Raw genomic sequence first — 15,011 nt, 5'->3', positions numbered from 1 at the left:
GGCAGCCCGGTCCTACCGGCCGCGGGGGCAGAACTCCGCCGTGAGGAGGGCGGGTTCGAGGGCCGGGTCCGCGACCGCCGTCGTGTTCACGCGGAACGTGACGACATGACGGCCGTCGGCCGAGGCGGCGCTGCGCACGTAGCTGCCCGCGATCCGGCCGTTGTGTCCCCACACGGTGGTCCCGCACGGCAGCTTCACCGGAAAGATCCCCAGGCCGTACACGCCGCGCGCGGCACGGGTGCCGAGCATCTCGCGCAGCCAGTGCGGGGGCAGCAGCCGGCCGCCCAGCAGCGCCGCGTAGAAGCGGTCCAGGTCGTCGAGCGTGGTCACCAGCTCGCCCGCGGCGCCGGCCACCCGCGGGTCGAGTCGGGTGATGTCGGAACCGTCGGCCGCGTAGGCGCGGCCGTGCGGCGCGGGCAGAGTTCTCCTCGCGCCCGGGAAGGAGGTGCCCGTCAGCCGGAGCGGTGTGATGACGCGGCGTCGCGCCTCGGCGGCGTAGGAGTGCCCGGTGACCCGGCGGACGACCATGCCGAGGACGACATAACCGGTGCTGGAGTACGCGTAGCGGCCGGGACCGGTCGAGGGGAGGGCGAGCGAGACGCGTACGGCCTGAAGCGGGGTCAGCGGGACGGCCCCGCGGGTGATCCCGGTGAAGTCGGCGAGTCCGCTGGTGTGGGACAGCAGGGCGCGCAGGGTGATCCGCCGCCCGTCGGCGCCCTGTCCGCGCAGCAGCCCCGGCAGGTAGCGCTCCACGGGATCGGACAGGGACAGCCGGTGTTCCGCCGCCAGTTGCAGGACGACGGTGGCGATGAAGGTCTTGGTGATGCTGCCGGCGCGGAAGTGGTCGGCGCGGGAGATGCCCCGGCCGGCGGACGCGTAGCGGACGTCGTCGCCGTCGTGTTCCAGAAGGGCGGCGGCGGGCACCCGGCCTTTGGAGACGAACTGTGACAGGAGCGGGTCCGTGGCCTCCGCCGAGGACGCGGACCCGGCCGCCACCGAGGCAAGCAGGGCGAGAGAGACCGGTATGGCCACCAGTGTCCGAAGCGAAGGCATCCCGATTCCTCCCTTGTCGCGGCCCATCATCCCGGCGAGCGTGACGCCCTCGTCACCGGGGGTTCCGTCCGGCCGGCCCCGATGCGCGATCAGGGGGCCCCTGGGCGTCGGGCACTTGTCGGGTGAGGGACAATGAAGGCTCTGTCAGGGCGGGTTGCATGAGGGGACGCATGTCGGAGGCGGAGCGGGCGGGTAATTCCCGTCAGGAGACTCGTCAGGACAACAGTGACCGTCTTCTCGCCGGGCGGTACCGGCTGGGACGAGTGCTCGGCCGTGGCGGCATGGGCACGGTGTGGCGTGCCGAGGACGAGACCCTCGGCCGGACGGTGGCCGTCAAGGAGCTTCGGTTCCCGTCGAACATCGACGAGGAGGAGAAGCGGCGCCTGATCACGCGCACGCTGCGCGAGGCCAAGGCGATCGCCCGGATCCGCAACAACAGCGCGGTGACGGTCTTCGACGTGGTCGAGGAGGACGACCGGCCCTGGATCGTGATGGAGCTGGTCGAGGGCAAGTCGCTGGCCGAGGTCATCCGGGAGGACGGCCTGCTCAAGCCCAGGCGCGCGGCCGAGGTCGGGCTCGCGATCCTGGACGTGCTGCGGTCGGCGCACCGCGAGGGCATCCTGCACCGGGACGTGAAGCCGTCCAACGTGCTGATCGCCGAGGGCGACGGCCGGGTCGTGCTCACCGACTTCGGTATCGCCCAGGTCGAGGGCGACCCGTCGATCACCTCCACCGGCATGCTCGTCGGTGCCCCCTCCTACATCTCCCCGGAGCGGGCCCGCGGTCACAAGCCAGGCCCGGCGGCCGACCTCTGGTCGCTCGGCGGCCTGCTGTACGCGGCGGTCGAGGGTGCCCCGCCGTACGACAAGGGGTCGGCGATCGCCACGCTGACCGCGGTGATGACCGAGCAGCTGGAGGAGCCGAAGAACGCGGGACCGCTCAGGGACGTCATCTACGGCCTGCTCACCAAGGACCCGGCCAAGCGGCTGGACGACGCCGGCGCGCGGGCGATGCTCAACGCGGTGATCAGCGCGCCGGAGGAGCCGCCCGTCGACGCCACGCGGGTCGTCCCGCTGCCTCCGCAGCCGGACGCGCCGAAGGAGGAGAAGGGCACCGCGGCCAGGCGGGGCGAGGAGGCCGGGGAGAAGCTGCGCGGAGCGCTGCGGTCCGTGCGCAAGGCCGCCGGTGCCGCGGGAGCGGCGGGTGCCTCGTCCGTGGCCCGGTCGAAGAGCACCGCCGCCGAGGCGGCCGCCTCCAAGGGCCCGACCGGTTCCGGTTCGGCCCCGGTTGCCGGTTCCACCGGCGGTGCGCGTCCCACCGGCGGTCCTCTCTCCGGTGCCGCCGCCGGCGCGGGCAGCGGACCGGCGGGGACCGGGCCCGCCGCCGGCAAGGCGGATTCCGGGTGGCCCGTGATGCCGCCGCCGGACCTGGACCTGGCACCCCGGTCCGTGCCCCGGGCCCCGATCACGGACGTGGTACCGAAGCGGACCCTGGTGATCATCGCCGTGGTGGTGGCCCTCGCGGTGCTCGGCACCGTGCTCGCCCTCACACTGGGCGGCGGCGACGGGGACGGCAAGGGAAGCGGCAAGAGCGGCGGTTCCAAGGCGGTGGCCACCTCGGGCGCGAGCACGGGTGCGGGTTCCGGTTCCGGTTCGGGCTCCGGTTCGGGGTCCGGCGGGGGGGCCTCCACCAAGGAGGACACGAGCGGCGGCACGGAGACGGACGGTGACTCCGCGGCGGCCTCGACCTCCGGGAACTCGGGGGACACCGGCACGTCGGACGACAACGGTTCCTCGACGTCGAACTCCAGTGGCAGTGACGACGGCAGCACCTCGGTGGCGCAGAAGTACGACGGGGGCCAGGGGTACTCGATCGGGCTGCCCAAGGGCTGGAAGTTCCAGACCGGCAGCTCCGCCGGAGACCGGTTCACCGGGCCCGACGGGCAGAAGCTGCTGGTCGCGTGGACGAGCACGCCCAAGGACGACCCGGTGGCGGACTGGAAGAACCAGGAGCGCTACATGGTGCGCTCCCAGTACCAGAAGATCCGCATAGCGCAGGTGAGCTACCGCGGCTGGAACACGGCCGACTGGGAGTTCACCTACGTCGACGGCGGCACCCGGTACCGGACCGTCGACCGGGGGTTCGTCGTCAGCCCGAAGCAGGGGTACGCGCTGATGTACACCGCGAAGGCCGCCGACTGGAGCGGTGAGCTGCGCGAGAACACCTGGAAGACGTTGACGGCGAGCTTCGAGCCCAAGTGACAAATTCGCATCCCCTCATTGCGATTTGCCTCCGGCACGTATCGTGAGTGGTTGCGGACCGTACGCATCCAGGTAGGTATGCGGAACGGCCCGCGAAACGAGCGGATTTGACCACCGGCCGGCCGGGGGAGGCAACGTGGACGACTACGCGGGTCGGGTACTCGCCGACCGCTACCGCCTGCCCCTGCCCCCCTCCGACGAGTACGAACACACCGAGACCCGGGCCTTCGACACCTACAGCGGGCAGGAAGTGTACGTCCGGCAGGTGCCGTTGCCGGAGGTCGTCGAGGCGGAGGTGCTCGACGCCGAGGGGCTGCCCGACGGGTTCACGGCCCGTGACCGTGGCGCGCGTCGGCCACCGGCCGCCCGCACCGCGACACGCCGGCCGAGCGATCCGGCGGTGCGCCGCGCCGTGGAGGCCGCGCAGGCCGCCGCCCGGATACCCGACCATCCCCGGCTCGACCAGGTCTTCGACGTGTTCGCCGAGGGCGGTTCGCTCTGGATCGTCAGCGAGTTCGTGGCCGCGCGGTCGTTGGCGAGCATGCTCGCCGAGCGGACACTGTCGCCGTACCGGGCGGCCGAGGTCGCCTCGGACGTGCTGATGGCGCTCCGGGTGCTGCACGCGCACGGCTGGGTGCACCGCAACATCACCGCCCGCACGGTCCTGGTCTGCGACGACGGCCGGGTGATGCTGACCGGCCTCGCGGTCGGAGCGGCGGAAGAGGCACTGTGCGGGTACGACCCGGTGCCGGATGGGGACGGCGGCGCGGAGGCGGAAGGTTCCGCCACACCCGGCGGTTCGGCCGGTCCCGGAGGTCCTGGCGGCCTCGCCGTCGGGGGCATCGGAAGCACGGGTGGTGCGTCGGGTGGTACGGCCGGCGCGCGGCGGGCGCCCGGCGCGCCGGAGACGGATCCCGAGGCCGCGCGGCGCGCCGCCATCCAGGCCCGGGCGGCCGGCGGGTTGCCGGGAGCCGGACCGGAGGAGGGTTCGGGCGGCCCCGGTACGGGCGCGGTGGAGCGGCGCGCGCTGGAGAGCGGTGGGGACGTCCGGGCCGCACGGGCCGGGGCGATCGCCGCGTACCGGGCGGGGGCCAGGGCCGCGGCCCGGGTCCAGGAGTCCCAGCAGAACGGGCGGGCCGCGCTTCCCGGCGCCCGGCCGCCGGCCGACACGGACACCGGAACCGGTACGCCCGTACCGCGCCCGTCCTACGGTCCGGACCAGGCCAACGGCGCCGCACGGTCGCCGTACGCGGGCGGGGCCGTTCAACCGCCCTACGCCCCGGGACACGAGGGCGGGGCGGCTCAGCCGCCGTACGCGAACGGGCAGGCGCACCTGGAGGTGGAGGCGCCGGGCGGCGAGCAGCGGGCCTCGGGCAGTGTGCCGCCCGGGCAGATCGCCGATCCGTACGGGGTGGCCGGTGCGCCCTCGCCCTGGCACGGGGCGGTACCCCGCCCCGGCACGCCGGCCGCGGAGCGCACCGCGCTTGCGGCGCTCGGCCCCGGCGCCGACCTCCCGCGACCGGTCGTGTCCGCGCAGCCCCCCCGCTGGGGCGAACCGGGCGCCGTCGTGACCGGGCGGCGCGGGCCCGCCACCGCGCTGGCCGCCGAGCGGGCCCGGCAGGTGCGGATGACCGTGGTCGGGCCGGTGACCGAGCGCTGGGCGCCGGAACAGGCCGGGCCCGTGCACGAGAACTGGCAGCTGGCGGCGCCCATCGGGCCGGCCACCGACCTGTGGGCGCTCGGCGCGCTGCTCTTCAGGGCCGTGCAGGGACACGCGCCGTATCCGGAGGAGTCGACGGCCGAGCTGGTGCAGCTGGTGTGCTCGGAGCCGCCCGCCTTCGCGGAGGAGTGCGGATCGCTCCGGCCGGTCGTGGAGTCGCTGCTGCGCCAGGACCCCACCGAGCGGCTGGACTTCGAGGAACTGCGCGGCTGGCTGCGTTCGCTGGTGCGGTCCGCGCCCGAGCCGGACGCCGGCACGCATGTCGTCTCCGCTCCGCCCGCCGCCGACCCGGCCCGGCTGCCGATCGTCCGGCGGCGCGGGCAGCTGGTGCGCTGGCGGCGGGCCGGACTTCCGGCGACCGGTCCGCACGGCCGCCACAAGCGGGCCCGTCAGGAGGCCAAGTCCCCGCGCAGGCTGGGCCGTACGCTGCTTCTGCTGGTGCTGCTCCTGCTGGCCGCCGCGGTCGCGTACGCCATGCTGTTCCTGCCGAAGAAGGACAGCGCGGACAACGGCGGCGCGGCGCGGGGCGACCGGACGGGCACGGCCGGCGAGGCCAGTGCCGCGCCGAGTCCGAGCCCCACCCCCGGGCGGACACCGACGCAGACGACGACGCCGTCCACCGAGACGCAGACCACCGCCGGTTCGACGGGCGGCGCCACGGCCGCCGACGGCTTCACCCTGCGCGACGACCCGGACGGCTTCCAGGTCGCCGTCGCCCAGGGCTGGAGCCGCGCACCGCGCAACGGCAGCGGCCAGGTGATCTACTCGCACGGGAAGTTCGAGCTGATCGTCGTCCCCGGGCGGGACGGCGCGGCGGCCTACGGCAACGACCCGATGACGTACCAGCGGGACAAGGAGCGGGAGTTGCAGCCGTACCGGGACTCCAGCTGGGCCACGGCGGGCGGGCTGCGGACCATCACGGTGGGTCAGCAGGTGTCGGCCGAGGGGCAGTTCACCTGGACGGACAGCGGGCAGGGCGACCTGTTCGTACGGAACATGGTGTTCCTGATCCACGGGCGGTACCACGTCGTGCAGGTCCGCGGCCCGGAGTCGGAACGGGACGAGGTCACACGGCTGTACGAGCAGGCCTCGTCGACGTACAAGTACACGGGCTGAGCGTCAACGCCGGTGCGGGTCGAATGGTTCCCGTTCCGAAGGGCGGATTCTGTTCACTTTCCGTGCCGAAAGCGAAAACCGTCACAGTGCTGTCTCCGTGGGACCCCACCCGTTCCATGACCGCAGGGGGGTCCTTAGTCTGACCCTGACAAGACCATTGCGGGGCAACGTGAATCAGATGCAGGGCCTGCTCATCGCGGGCCGCTACCGGCTGGCCGACATCATCGGCAGCGGCGGCATGGGCCGGGTGTGGCGCGCCCACGACGAAGTGCTGCACCGAGCCGTCGCCATCAAGGAGTTGACGGCCGCGCTCTACGTCTCCGAGAGCGACCAGGCCGTCCTGCTGGCCCGCACCCGGGCGGAGGCCCGGGCCGCGGCGCGCATCAACCACTCCGCCGTTGTCACCGTCCACGACGTCCTCGAACACGACGGCCGGCCGTGGATCGTCATGGAGCTGGTCGAGGGCCACTCGCTGGCCGACGAGGTCAAGGAACGCGGGCGCGTGGAGCCGCGGGAGGCCGCGCGGATCGGACTGTGGGTGCTGCGCGCGCTGCGCGCCGCGCACAGCGCCGGCGTGCTGCACCGGGACATCAAGCCCGGCAACGTCCTGCTCGGCCGGGACGGCCGGGTCCTCCTCACCGACTTCGGCATCGCGCAGATCGAGGGCGACACCACGATCACCCGTACCGGGGAAGTCGTCGGATCCGTCGACTATCTCGCGCCGGAGCGCGTGCGCGGGCACGACCCCGGGCCGTCCTCCGACCTGTGGGCGCTGGGCGCGACACTGTACACCGCCGTGGAGGGGCGTTCGCCGTTCCGCCGCACCTCACCGCTGACCACCATGCAGGCCGTCGTCGAGGACGAGGCCACCGAACCGCGCAACGCGGGCCCGCTGGAACCGGTCATCACCGCGCTGCTGCGCAAGGAACCCGACCAGCGGCCCGGGCCCGAGGAGACCGAGCAGATGCTCGCCGAGGCGGCGGAGGGACGACGGCCGAGCGGGGCGCAAAAGTACGTGCCGACGCAGTCGCACGTCGGTGGGACCTGGCTGGACTCCGGGGGCTCGCAGGAGCGCCCGTACGGCGGCTCGCAGGGCGGGGCGTACGGGAGTTCGTACGGCGGGCAGCGCTCCCCGGGGGGCTCCACGACCTCGCCGGCGGCCGTCGGCGCGCCGTCCGCCCCCGTCGCCGTCCAGCCCAAGCGGCGCCGGCTGCGCACGCTCGCGCTCGTCGTCGCCGTGGCCGCGCTGCTCGGCGGTGGCACGGCCGTCGCCATGAAGAAGTGGGACTCCGGACAGCAGCAGGACGACACCGGCAGTGTGATCACGCCGGCCACGTCCGGTTCCACCTCTTCGGGCGGCGCGACGGGGGCACCGGGCGGCACGATTCCCGCGGGCTGGAAGCGGTACGAAGACCCTGTGGGCTTCACGCTGTACCTGCCCGCGGGTTGGAAGCGCTCGGTGTCCATCAAGAAGACGGACGGTCTGGAGCAGATCGACTACTCGCCCGACGGGGGCACGCACCTCGTACGCGTCGCTGTCGACACTTCATCCGACTTCAGCAACGCGTACGACCACTTGCGCAACCTTGAGGGGCAACTCGCCCGGAAGCTGGTGGACTTCAAGACGGTGAGCCTGACGAAGGACACGTACCGCGATCTGCCGAGCTCCCGCTGGGAGTACACGTGGACCGCGCTGCCGAAGGACGCGAAGGTGCCTGGGCCGTACCGGGCCGTCGACGTCGGCTACTTCACCGGCGACGGCGTCGAGTACGCGATCTACACGGCCTCACCGACCGACGACTGGGCCACCACCAGCAAGCAGTTCACCTCCGTCCTCCAGGGCTGGCGGGAGGGCGAAGTCGCGCCGTGAGGGCGTCGAGCGGCGCTCAGGCCCAGTCCGCGCAGGTGTGCCCGCCGACTATCTCGTCCCCTTCCCAGACCGCCACGCTCACACCGGCATAGCGGAGCCAATGGCCGGTGCTCGACGCGTGAGTGCTGAAGGTGAGAGTCGATCCGTTTCCGTCGTATTCGTGGTGCCAGGTCCAATCCTTCAGGTTCTCGCCGCCGTCGGAGGAGATGAGTTCAATGGCGACGTGGTGACCGTCGGCGGGGGTGTCCTTCACCCAGCCGCTGATGTCCACGTAATTGTCCGACCAGTTGGTGAACGTGAGGCTCCCCGAGGCGCCGGACGTGGAGCACGACGCGCCGCCACTCGCCGCGCTGGCATCGGTCACCGTGGCCGTGGCGAATATGGCCGCCGCCGCGACACTCGTGACGGAAGGCGCTTCCATGTGTTCTCCATAAAGGCAAAATAAGGTTTCCATGATTCACTTGGTAGCGCTTTTCCGGTCGCCCGCTTCGCCTTGCTCGGGGCTTATGCCCGGGCGGCTTGCCATGTCCCGTATCCATTTCAAAACCCGATGTGGCCGAAAATGATCACCTCTGATGGTTGCCGCGGCGGCACACTTGGCCGGTCACCGTCCGGAAGAGATCCGTCCGGCGGGGCATCATGGTGGCCATGGGGACCGACGGGGAAGCCGTCCGGCTGATCGCGGGGCGTTATCGCCTTCAGACGCGGCTCGGGCGCGGCGGAATGGGTGTCGTGTGGCGCGCCACCGACCAGTTGCTCGGCCGGCAGGTCGCCGTGAAGGAACTCACCGTCGACGACTCGCTCCCGGACGACGACGCCCGGCTGCGCCGCGACCGCACCCTGCGTGAGGCGCAGGCCGTCGCGCAGCTGCACCACCCGCACATCATCGTGGTGCACGACGTGGTCGAGGAGGGCGAACGGCCCTACATCGTCATGGAGCTGGTCGTCGGGGGTTCGCTCGCCGACCTGATCTCGCGGAACGGCCCGGTGGACGTCGGGGAGGCCGCGCGGATCGGGATCGCCCTGCTGAGCGCGTTGCGGACGGCGCACACGGCCGGGGTGCTGCACCGGGACATCAAACCGGCGAACGTGCTCGTCGAGACGGCCACCGGGCGTGTCGTCCTCACCGACTTCGGGATCGCCCAGGTCGCGGGCGCCACCACGCTCACCGAGACCGGCTCCTTCGTCGGATCGCCCGAGTACACCGCACCCGAGCGGATGTCCGGCGCCCGGTCCGGTCCCGCCTCCGACCTGTGGTCGCTGGGTGTGCTGCTGTGCGCGGCTCTCAGCGGCGAGTCACCGTTCCGGCGCGACTCGCTCGGCGGGATCCTGCACGCCGTGGTCTCCGACGAGATCCGGCCACCCGCTCAGTCGGAGCCGCTGCTGCCGGTGGTCCGCGGGCTGCTGGAGCGGGACCCCGAGCGGCGGCTGGGCGCGGCGGAGGCCGAGCGGATGCTGCGCGGGTTCCTGGAGACGGGGACCGTGACGCCCGCCCGGGCGGCGGAGGGCGTCGGTGTCCCCGCCTACACGCCGACCCAGCGGGACGTGCCCTGGCCACCGGCCCCGGCACCGGCTCGGCCGCCCCGGCCCTCGCCCCGCGGGGTGCTGGTCGCCGCGCTGCTGGTCGCGGCGATGGCCGGGGCCGGAGTGTCGGCGGCCGTACTGCTGTTCAACGGCGGCGCAGGGGGTGGCGGCACCCCGGCCCCCGGGACCACGGCGACCGCCGCCACGGCACGCCCGACGGCCACCACCCCGTCCCCGGGGTCCCCGTCGGCCGCGTCGTCCCCTTCACCGTCGCCCTCGGCCGCCAACTCCTCTCCCGCGCCCTCCGGTTACCGTCTCGCGCGGGACCCTGGCGGCTTCTCCCTGGCCGTACCGGAGGACTTCACCCGCGACCCGCAGGGCCGGCGCGTCTTCTACCTGTCGCCCGGGCAGGCCTTCCGGCTCGGCATCAGGGTCTCGGAGCCGCAGACCGGCGGACCGGGGACGGCGATGCGGCGGGCGGCCGCCGAAGGACCGAGCACGAACCCCGGCTACCACGACGGCCGGGTCACCGACACCACCCACTCCGGACACCCCGCCGCCTTCTGGGAGTTCACCTGGAAGGGGTTCAGCGCGGCGGAGGGCCCCCGGCACACCTACGACCTGTGCTGGGAGGAGGGCGGCCGGATGTACGACGTGTGGGTGTCCGCACCGGTCGGGAAGGTGCGGGAGGCGCGGGAGTACTTCGACGTGGCGGTGGACACGTTCGTGGCGGGGTGAGCGCCTGGCGCCGGGTGCGGACGCCAAATGCGTTGCGTGGGACGGGAGTCGTGGCCATCCTCCTCTTGGCCCGGTGTTGACCCGGGCTTGTCACGGACATGGGGAGAGGTCTTGAGGATGACGAGGGTGGGGCGGGGTACGGCGGTGTCGTGCGCGTTCGCCGTACTGGCGGTGGCCGCTGCGGTGCCGGTCGCGGCGGCCGCGCCGGCCGAGAGCGGGGCGGTGCCGGCGGCACCCGTCGTCTCGTCGGCCGAGTACCCGGACGACGGTGCCTGGCACGACGGTGTCGGCACGTACGGCACGTTCACCATCGACTCGGCCTCCGACGACGTCGTCTCGTACCGGTACAGCTGGCTCGGCGACACCACGCACACCCTCACGCCGGCCGTGCCCGGCGGACCGGTCGCGTTCCGCTGGCTGCCGGAGCGCGACACGGCCACCTACCTCCAGGCGCAGGCCGTCGACGCCACCGGCAGGGTCAGCGCGCAGACCACCTACTACGTGCGGGTCACGCGGGGCCGCCCGGCCGTCACCCACTGGGACCCGCAGCACCCCTCGGGCGCCACGCCCGGCACCGGCGTCACCCTCGACGCCTCCGGCCCGTCCGGGACGAGCGTGGCCTCCGCCGCCGCGCTGGACGGCACGGACGAGGGATACCTGAGCCTCGATCCGGCCGCGAACCCGCCGGGCACCTTCGCCGTCGACGCCTGGGTGCGGCCCGACACCCTCGACGGTCCCGCGACCGCGGTCAGCCGCGGCTCCGGCTTCACCCTGGGCACCGCGACCGACCCGGCGACCGGCCTGCCCGTCTGGTCCTTCACCCTCCCCACCCGGGACGGCGGCACCGCGCGCGTCACCGGCGGCGCTCCCGAGCGGGGCGAGTGGGCCCACCTCGCCGCCGTGTACGACGCCGAGGCGGGGACCGCGCGGCTGTACGTCGACGGGAGCCCGGCCGGCACGGCGGCCAGAGGCGTCACGGCGGCCGGCGGCGCGGCGGCGGCACTGCGGCTCGGCGCCGACGGTACCGGCGGTCACTGGCACGGGCTGCTCACCGACGTGAACGTCTGGGACCGCGTGCTCGTGGCGGCGGAGGCCGACGGCGCGGCCGCGCGCTCGGCACAACGGATCGGTTACTGGGACCTGGACAGCGCCACTGGCGGCAGCAGCCCGGCCCGGGCCGGCGGCGCGCCGCTCACCCTCGCCGGGGACGCCACCGTCAACACCGGGAGCGACGACTGCGCCGTCGACCCCGACTGCGTGCCGGCCGACTACCCCCTGTGGGGCACCGGGGACCTCCTCCTCGACGGTGACGGCGACTACGCGAGCACCCCGACCGCGGTCATCCCGACCGACGCCGGGTTCTCCGTCACCGCGCACGCCCGCATCGACACCGGCGCCGCCGGCCACGACATGACGGTGCTGTCCCAGCCCGGCGCCCACACCGACCTGTTCACCCTGCGCTATGTCGCCGCCTCGCAGAGCTGGGAGGCGGTGGTGGCCCACGAGGACAGGGCCGGCGCGCCCACCACGACGGTCAGCGCGCCCGCCGACTGGGCCGCGTCGAGCGACGAGTACCTCGTGGTGGTGTACGACGAGAAGGCCGACCAGCTCCGCCTCTACGTCACCTACGACCAGCCCGCCGCCACGGCCGACGTCGCCGGTGAGAACGTCTGGACGCCGGCCGGTTCACTCCAGGTCGGCCGCACGCGTACACCTGACGGCGGTACCGACTACCTGGCCGGCGCGATCGACGAGGTGCACACCTACGCGGGCGTCCTGACCCGGACCCAGATCGCCCAACTCGCCATCGGTGGCATCGACATGTGACGGCCGTGGGCTCTCCGCGAGCCCCCTCCGGGACCTCTCCGGGCCCCTTCCGCAGGACGGGGCCCGGACTCCGCGGTCCGCTGACCGTGCCGCTTCGACAAGGGCATGGTGCGCAAGGTACTCATGTGGCATGAGTGAAGACGGCGAACGGCCGGTCGGGGAACGTCTGATCGGCGGGCGCTACCGGCTCGCCGGGCGCATCGGCTCCGGGCCGACCGGCACCGTGTGGCGCGCCCGCGACGAGCAGGACGGACGGCAGGTCGCCGTCAAGGAGCCGCGCCTGACCGGCGAGCCGGACGCCGAGGAGCGGCAGCGCGCCGCACACCGTCTGCTGCACGAGGCCCGGGCCGCCGCTCGCGTCGACCATCCGGCCGCCGTCGCCATTCTCGACGTCCTGCTGGAGGACGAACTTCCCTGGGTGGTCATGGAGTTGGTGGAAGGGCCGTCCCTCCGGGAAGCTCTCGCCGCGCACGGCCCGCTGGCCCCCGCCGAGGCCGCCCGGATCGGGCTCGCGGTGCTCGGCGCGCTGCACGCCGCCCACAGCGTCGGCATCGTGCACCGTGACCTCAAACCGTCCAATGTTCTCCTGGAGGCCGCAGGCGAGCGGGTCGTGCTGACCGACTTCGGCATCGGCGCGGGACAGCAGGGGCAGCAGGGGCACGAGGAGCAGCAGAGGCAAGACGGGCGCCAGGGGCAGGGCGACCGCGGGGACCGCGCCGCCTCCGACGGATTCCTGGCGCCCGAGTGCGCCGCTGGGCGCGGCGCCGGTCCCGCCTCCGACCTGTGGTCGCTGGGCGCGCTGCTGCGGGCGGCGACCGCCGCGGACGCCGGCCCCCTCGGCCCGCTCCTGGAGCGGCTCCTGGCCGCCGAGCCGGAGGCCCGGCCGGCCGCTCCGGAGACGGCCGAGGCCCTGGCCAAGGTCGCCGGGGCGGCCGTGCCGGAGTGGGTCACGGAACCCCCGGCGCCCGCACCGTCGTCGCACCCGGCCGCACCGCCCCCGACGGCCCCCGAACCGCGACGCCTGACCCCCTTCGCCGCCCTCGGCCTCCTTCTCGCCAAAAAACCCGAACGCGGCTGACCGACGCTGATCGTCCCCGTCCAACCGCCTGATCAGCGCATTCCCTGCCAGTGATCGCTGGCAGTATGTGTGCAGTCGGTGAATCCGGGTTACCCACGGGTACCCAAAGGCCCGCTCCGCGCATACCCTGCGGCTCATGACGGACTCGCAGGCCCCGGCCCCCGCACCGGCCACCACCGGCACGAACCCGCTCGCCCCCGCCCCCGCAGGGGCCCGAACCGCGGCCGACGTGGTCACGCCCGAGCTGGTCGCCCAGCTCACCAAGGGCGTCGTCGGCTCCGGCCGTACGGCCAACCACACGCCCTTCACCGGCGAGAAGCTGGCCGACCTGCCCGAGTCCACGCCCGAGGACGTGGCGAAGGCCTTCGACGCGGCGCGCGCCGCGCAGGCCGTGTGGGCGCAGGTGCCGGTACGGCAGCGCGCGGCCGTCCTGCTCCGCTTCCACGACCTGGTGCTGGCCCGGCAGGCGGAGGTCCTCGACCTCATCCAGCTGGAGACCGGCAAGGCCCGCCTGCACGCGCACGAGGAGGTGCAGGCCGTCGCCGTCGCCGCCCGCCACTACGGCCGCAAAGCCCCCTCCTATCTGAGGCCGAAGCGGCACGCGGGCGCCATGCCCACCCTCACCAAGGTCACCGAACTGCGCCATCCGCGGGGCGTGGTCGGCCAGATCGCCCCCTGGAACTACCCCCTGGAACTCTCCGTCGGCGACGCGCTGCCCGCCTTCGCCGCGGGCAACGCGGTCGTCATGAAGCCGGACACCGAGACCTGCCTGACCGCCCTGTGGGCCCGTGACATCCTCATCGAGGCCGGACTGCCCGCCGGCGTCTTCCAGGTGGTCCTCGGCGAGGGCCCGGTCGTCGGCCCCGAGGTCGTCCGGCACGCGGACTACGTCTCCTTCACCGGCTCCACCCGCACCGGGCGCCAGGTCGCGCAGGGTGCGGCGGCCCGGCTCGTCGGCGTCTCCCTGGAACTCGGCGGCAAGAACGCCATGCTGGTCCTCGAGGACGCCGACATCGAGAAGGCGGCGGCCGGCGCGGTCCGCGCCTGTTTCTCCTCGGCCGGCCAGCTCTGCATCTCCATCGAGCGGCTGTACGTCCACGAGTCGGTCGCGGACGCCTTCGTCGAGCGGTTCGCGGCCCGCACCAGGGCCATGCGCCTGGGCAGGTCCCTCGCCTACGGCGCGGACATGGGATCCCTGGTGGGTGAGCGACAGCTGGAGACCGTCTCCCGGCATGTGGCGGAGGCCGTGGAGAAGGGCGCGACCGTCGTCGCCGGCGGCACGGCCCGCCCCGACATCGGCCCCTACTTCTACGAGCCGACCATTCTCGACGGCGTCGAGGACGCGATGGCCGTCTGCGCGGAGGAGACCTTCGGCCCGGTCGTCTCCCTCTACCGCTTCAAGACGGAGGAGGAGGCCATCGAGCACGCCAACGCGACGCCGTACGGCCTGAACTCCTCGGTCTGGACGAAGAACGGCGGCCGCGGCCGCGAGGTCGCCGCCCGTCTGCGCACCGGCACGGTCAACGTCAACGAGGGCTACGCCCCCGCCTACGGCAGCGTCCAGTCCCCGATGGGCGGCATGAAGGACTCGGGCCTCGGCCGTCGGCACGGTTCGGAGGGCATCCTCAAGTACACGGAGGCGCAGACCGTCGCGCAGCAGCGCCTGCTCCCCATGGCCCCCTCCCTCGGCATGGACGACGAGAGGTACGCCGCCTTCATGAGCACCAGCCTGAAGGTGATGAAGGCACTGAGGCTGCGCTGAGCGCCCCATGAGGGGCGCGGAGAACTGCGCGATCGACCACTGACGGCCCGCACGCGAAACTC

Annotated in this window: 9 protein-coding genes; 7 read left to right on the top strand and 2 right to left on the bottom strand. The window is 73.4% G+C overall.

The annotated features are described in order from the left end of the window. Nucleotides 1-12: 12 nt before the first annotated feature. Nucleotides 13-1,053, bottom strand: coding sequence for a serine hydrolase domain-containing protein (locus ACFXI4_RS10860; RefSeq protein ID WP_384989434.1), 1,041 nt, complete (start codon nt 1,051-1,053; stop codon nt 13-15). A 170-nt stretch (nt 1,054-1,223) separates the two neighbouring features. Between ACFXI4_RS10860 and ACFXI4_RS10855 the strand changes: the two genes are divergently transcribed. The 3 genes from ACFXI4_RS10855 (at nt 1,224) to ACFXI4_RS10845 (ending at nt 8,020) form a co-directional block, all read left to right on the top strand. Then, nucleotides 1,224-3,314, top strand: a complete 2,091-nt coding sequence (locus ACFXI4_RS10855; protein ID WP_384989509.1) for a protein kinase — start codon at nt 1,224-1,226, stop codon at nt 3,312-3,314. Nucleotides 3,315-3,450: 136 nt separating this feature from the next. Continuing rightward, nucleotides 3,451-6,150 (top strand): protein kinase, encoded by a 2,700-nt coding sequence (locus ACFXI4_RS10850; RefSeq protein ID WP_384989432.1) that lies wholly within the window; start codon nt 3,451-3,453, stop codon nt 6,148-6,150. 178 nt (nt 6,151-6,328) lie between these two features. Beyond that, complete coding sequence (locus ACFXI4_RS10845) at nt 6,329-8,020, top strand: serine/threonine-protein kinase (protein WP_384989430.1); 1,692 nt, start codon at nt 6,329-6,331, stop codon at nt 8,018-8,020. A gap of 16 nt (nt 8,021-8,036) precedes the next feature. On the opposite strand, the gene ACFXI4_RS10840 is transcribed toward ACFXI4_RS10845, so the two are convergent. Next, the gene (locus ACFXI4_RS10840; RefSeq protein WP_384989428.1) at nt 8,037-8,474 is read right to left on the bottom strand and encodes a hypothetical protein; all 438 of its coding nucleotides are present in this window, start codon (nt 8,472-8,474) and stop codon (nt 8,037-8,039) included. Between the two features lie 194 nt (nt 8,475-8,668). On the opposite strand from ACFXI4_RS10840, the gene ACFXI4_RS10835 reads away from it, so the two are divergent. The 4 genes from ACFXI4_RS10835 (at nt 8,669) to ACFXI4_RS10820 (ending at nt 14,949) form a co-directional block, all read left to right on the top strand. After that, nucleotides 8,669-10,282 (top strand): serine/threonine-protein kinase, encoded by a 1,614-nt coding sequence (locus ACFXI4_RS10835; RefSeq protein WP_384989427.1) that lies wholly within the window; start codon nt 8,669-8,671, stop codon nt 10,280-10,282. A gap of 117 nt (nt 10,283-10,399) precedes the next feature. Further along, a complete protein-coding gene (locus ACFXI4_RS10830) occupies nt 10,400-12,109 on the top strand; it encodes a LamG-like jellyroll fold domain-containing protein (RefSeq protein WP_384989425.1) in 1,710 nt (569 codons plus the stop codon). 130 nt (nt 12,110-12,239) lie between these two features. Next, nucleotides 12,240-13,187 carry a serine/threonine-protein kinase gene (locus ACFXI4_RS10825; protein WP_384989423.1) on the top strand — a complete coding sequence of 316 codons (948 nt, stop codon included), beginning with the start codon at nt 12,240-12,242 and terminating at the stop codon, nt 13,185-13,187. A gap of 136 nt (nt 13,188-13,323) precedes the next feature. After that, nucleotides 13,324-14,949, top strand: coding sequence for a succinic semialdehyde dehydrogenase (locus tag ACFXI4_RS10820; RefSeq protein WP_384989422.1), 1,626 nt, complete (start codon nt 13,324-13,326; stop codon nt 14,947-14,949). Nucleotides 14,950-15,011: the final 62 nt, after the last annotated feature.

Origin of the sequence: Streptomyces sp. NPDC059224 (assembly GCF_042754285.1) — a bacterium.
Lineage (GTDB): Bacteria > Actinomycetota > Actinomycetes > Streptomycetales > Streptomycetaceae > Streptomyces.
The sequence above is the reverse complement of the archived record's forward strand: the minus strand, read 5'-3'. Positions and strand labels throughout refer to the sequence as shown.

Excerpts from the sequence above, each read along its gene's own strand:
- ACFXI4_RS10830 (WP_384989425.1), top strand. The coding sequence starts at position 10,400 with ATGACGAGGGTGGGGCGGGGTACGGCGGTGTCGTGCGCGTTCGCCGTA.
- ACFXI4_RS10845 (WP_384989430.1), top strand. The coding sequence starts at position 6,329 with ATGCAGGGCCTGCTCATCGCGGGCCGCTACCGGCTGGCCGACATCATC.
- ACFXI4_RS10855 (WP_384989509.1), top strand. The coding sequence starts at position 1,224 with ATGTCGGAGGCGGAGCGGGCGGGTAATTCCCGTCAGGAGACTCGTCAG.
- ACFXI4_RS10820 (WP_384989422.1), top strand. The coding sequence starts at position 13,324 with ATGACGGACTCGCAGGCCCCGGCCCCCGCACCGGCCACCACCGGCACG.
- ACFXI4_RS10835 (WP_384989427.1), top strand. The coding sequence starts at position 8,669 with ATGGGGACCGACGGGGAAGCCGTCCGGCTGATCGCGGGGCGTTATCGC.
- ACFXI4_RS10840 (WP_384989428.1), bottom strand. The coding sequence starts at position 8,474 with ATGGAAACCTTATTTTGCCTTTATGGAGAACACATGGAAGCGCCTTCC.
- ACFXI4_RS10825 (WP_384989423.1), top strand. The coding sequence starts at position 12,240 with ATGAGTGAAGACGGCGAACGGCCGGTCGGGGAACGTCTGATCGGCGGG.
- ACFXI4_RS10860 (WP_384989434.1), bottom strand. The coding sequence starts at position 1,053 with ATGCCTTCGCTTCGGACACTGGTGGCCATACCGGTCTCTCTCGCCCTG.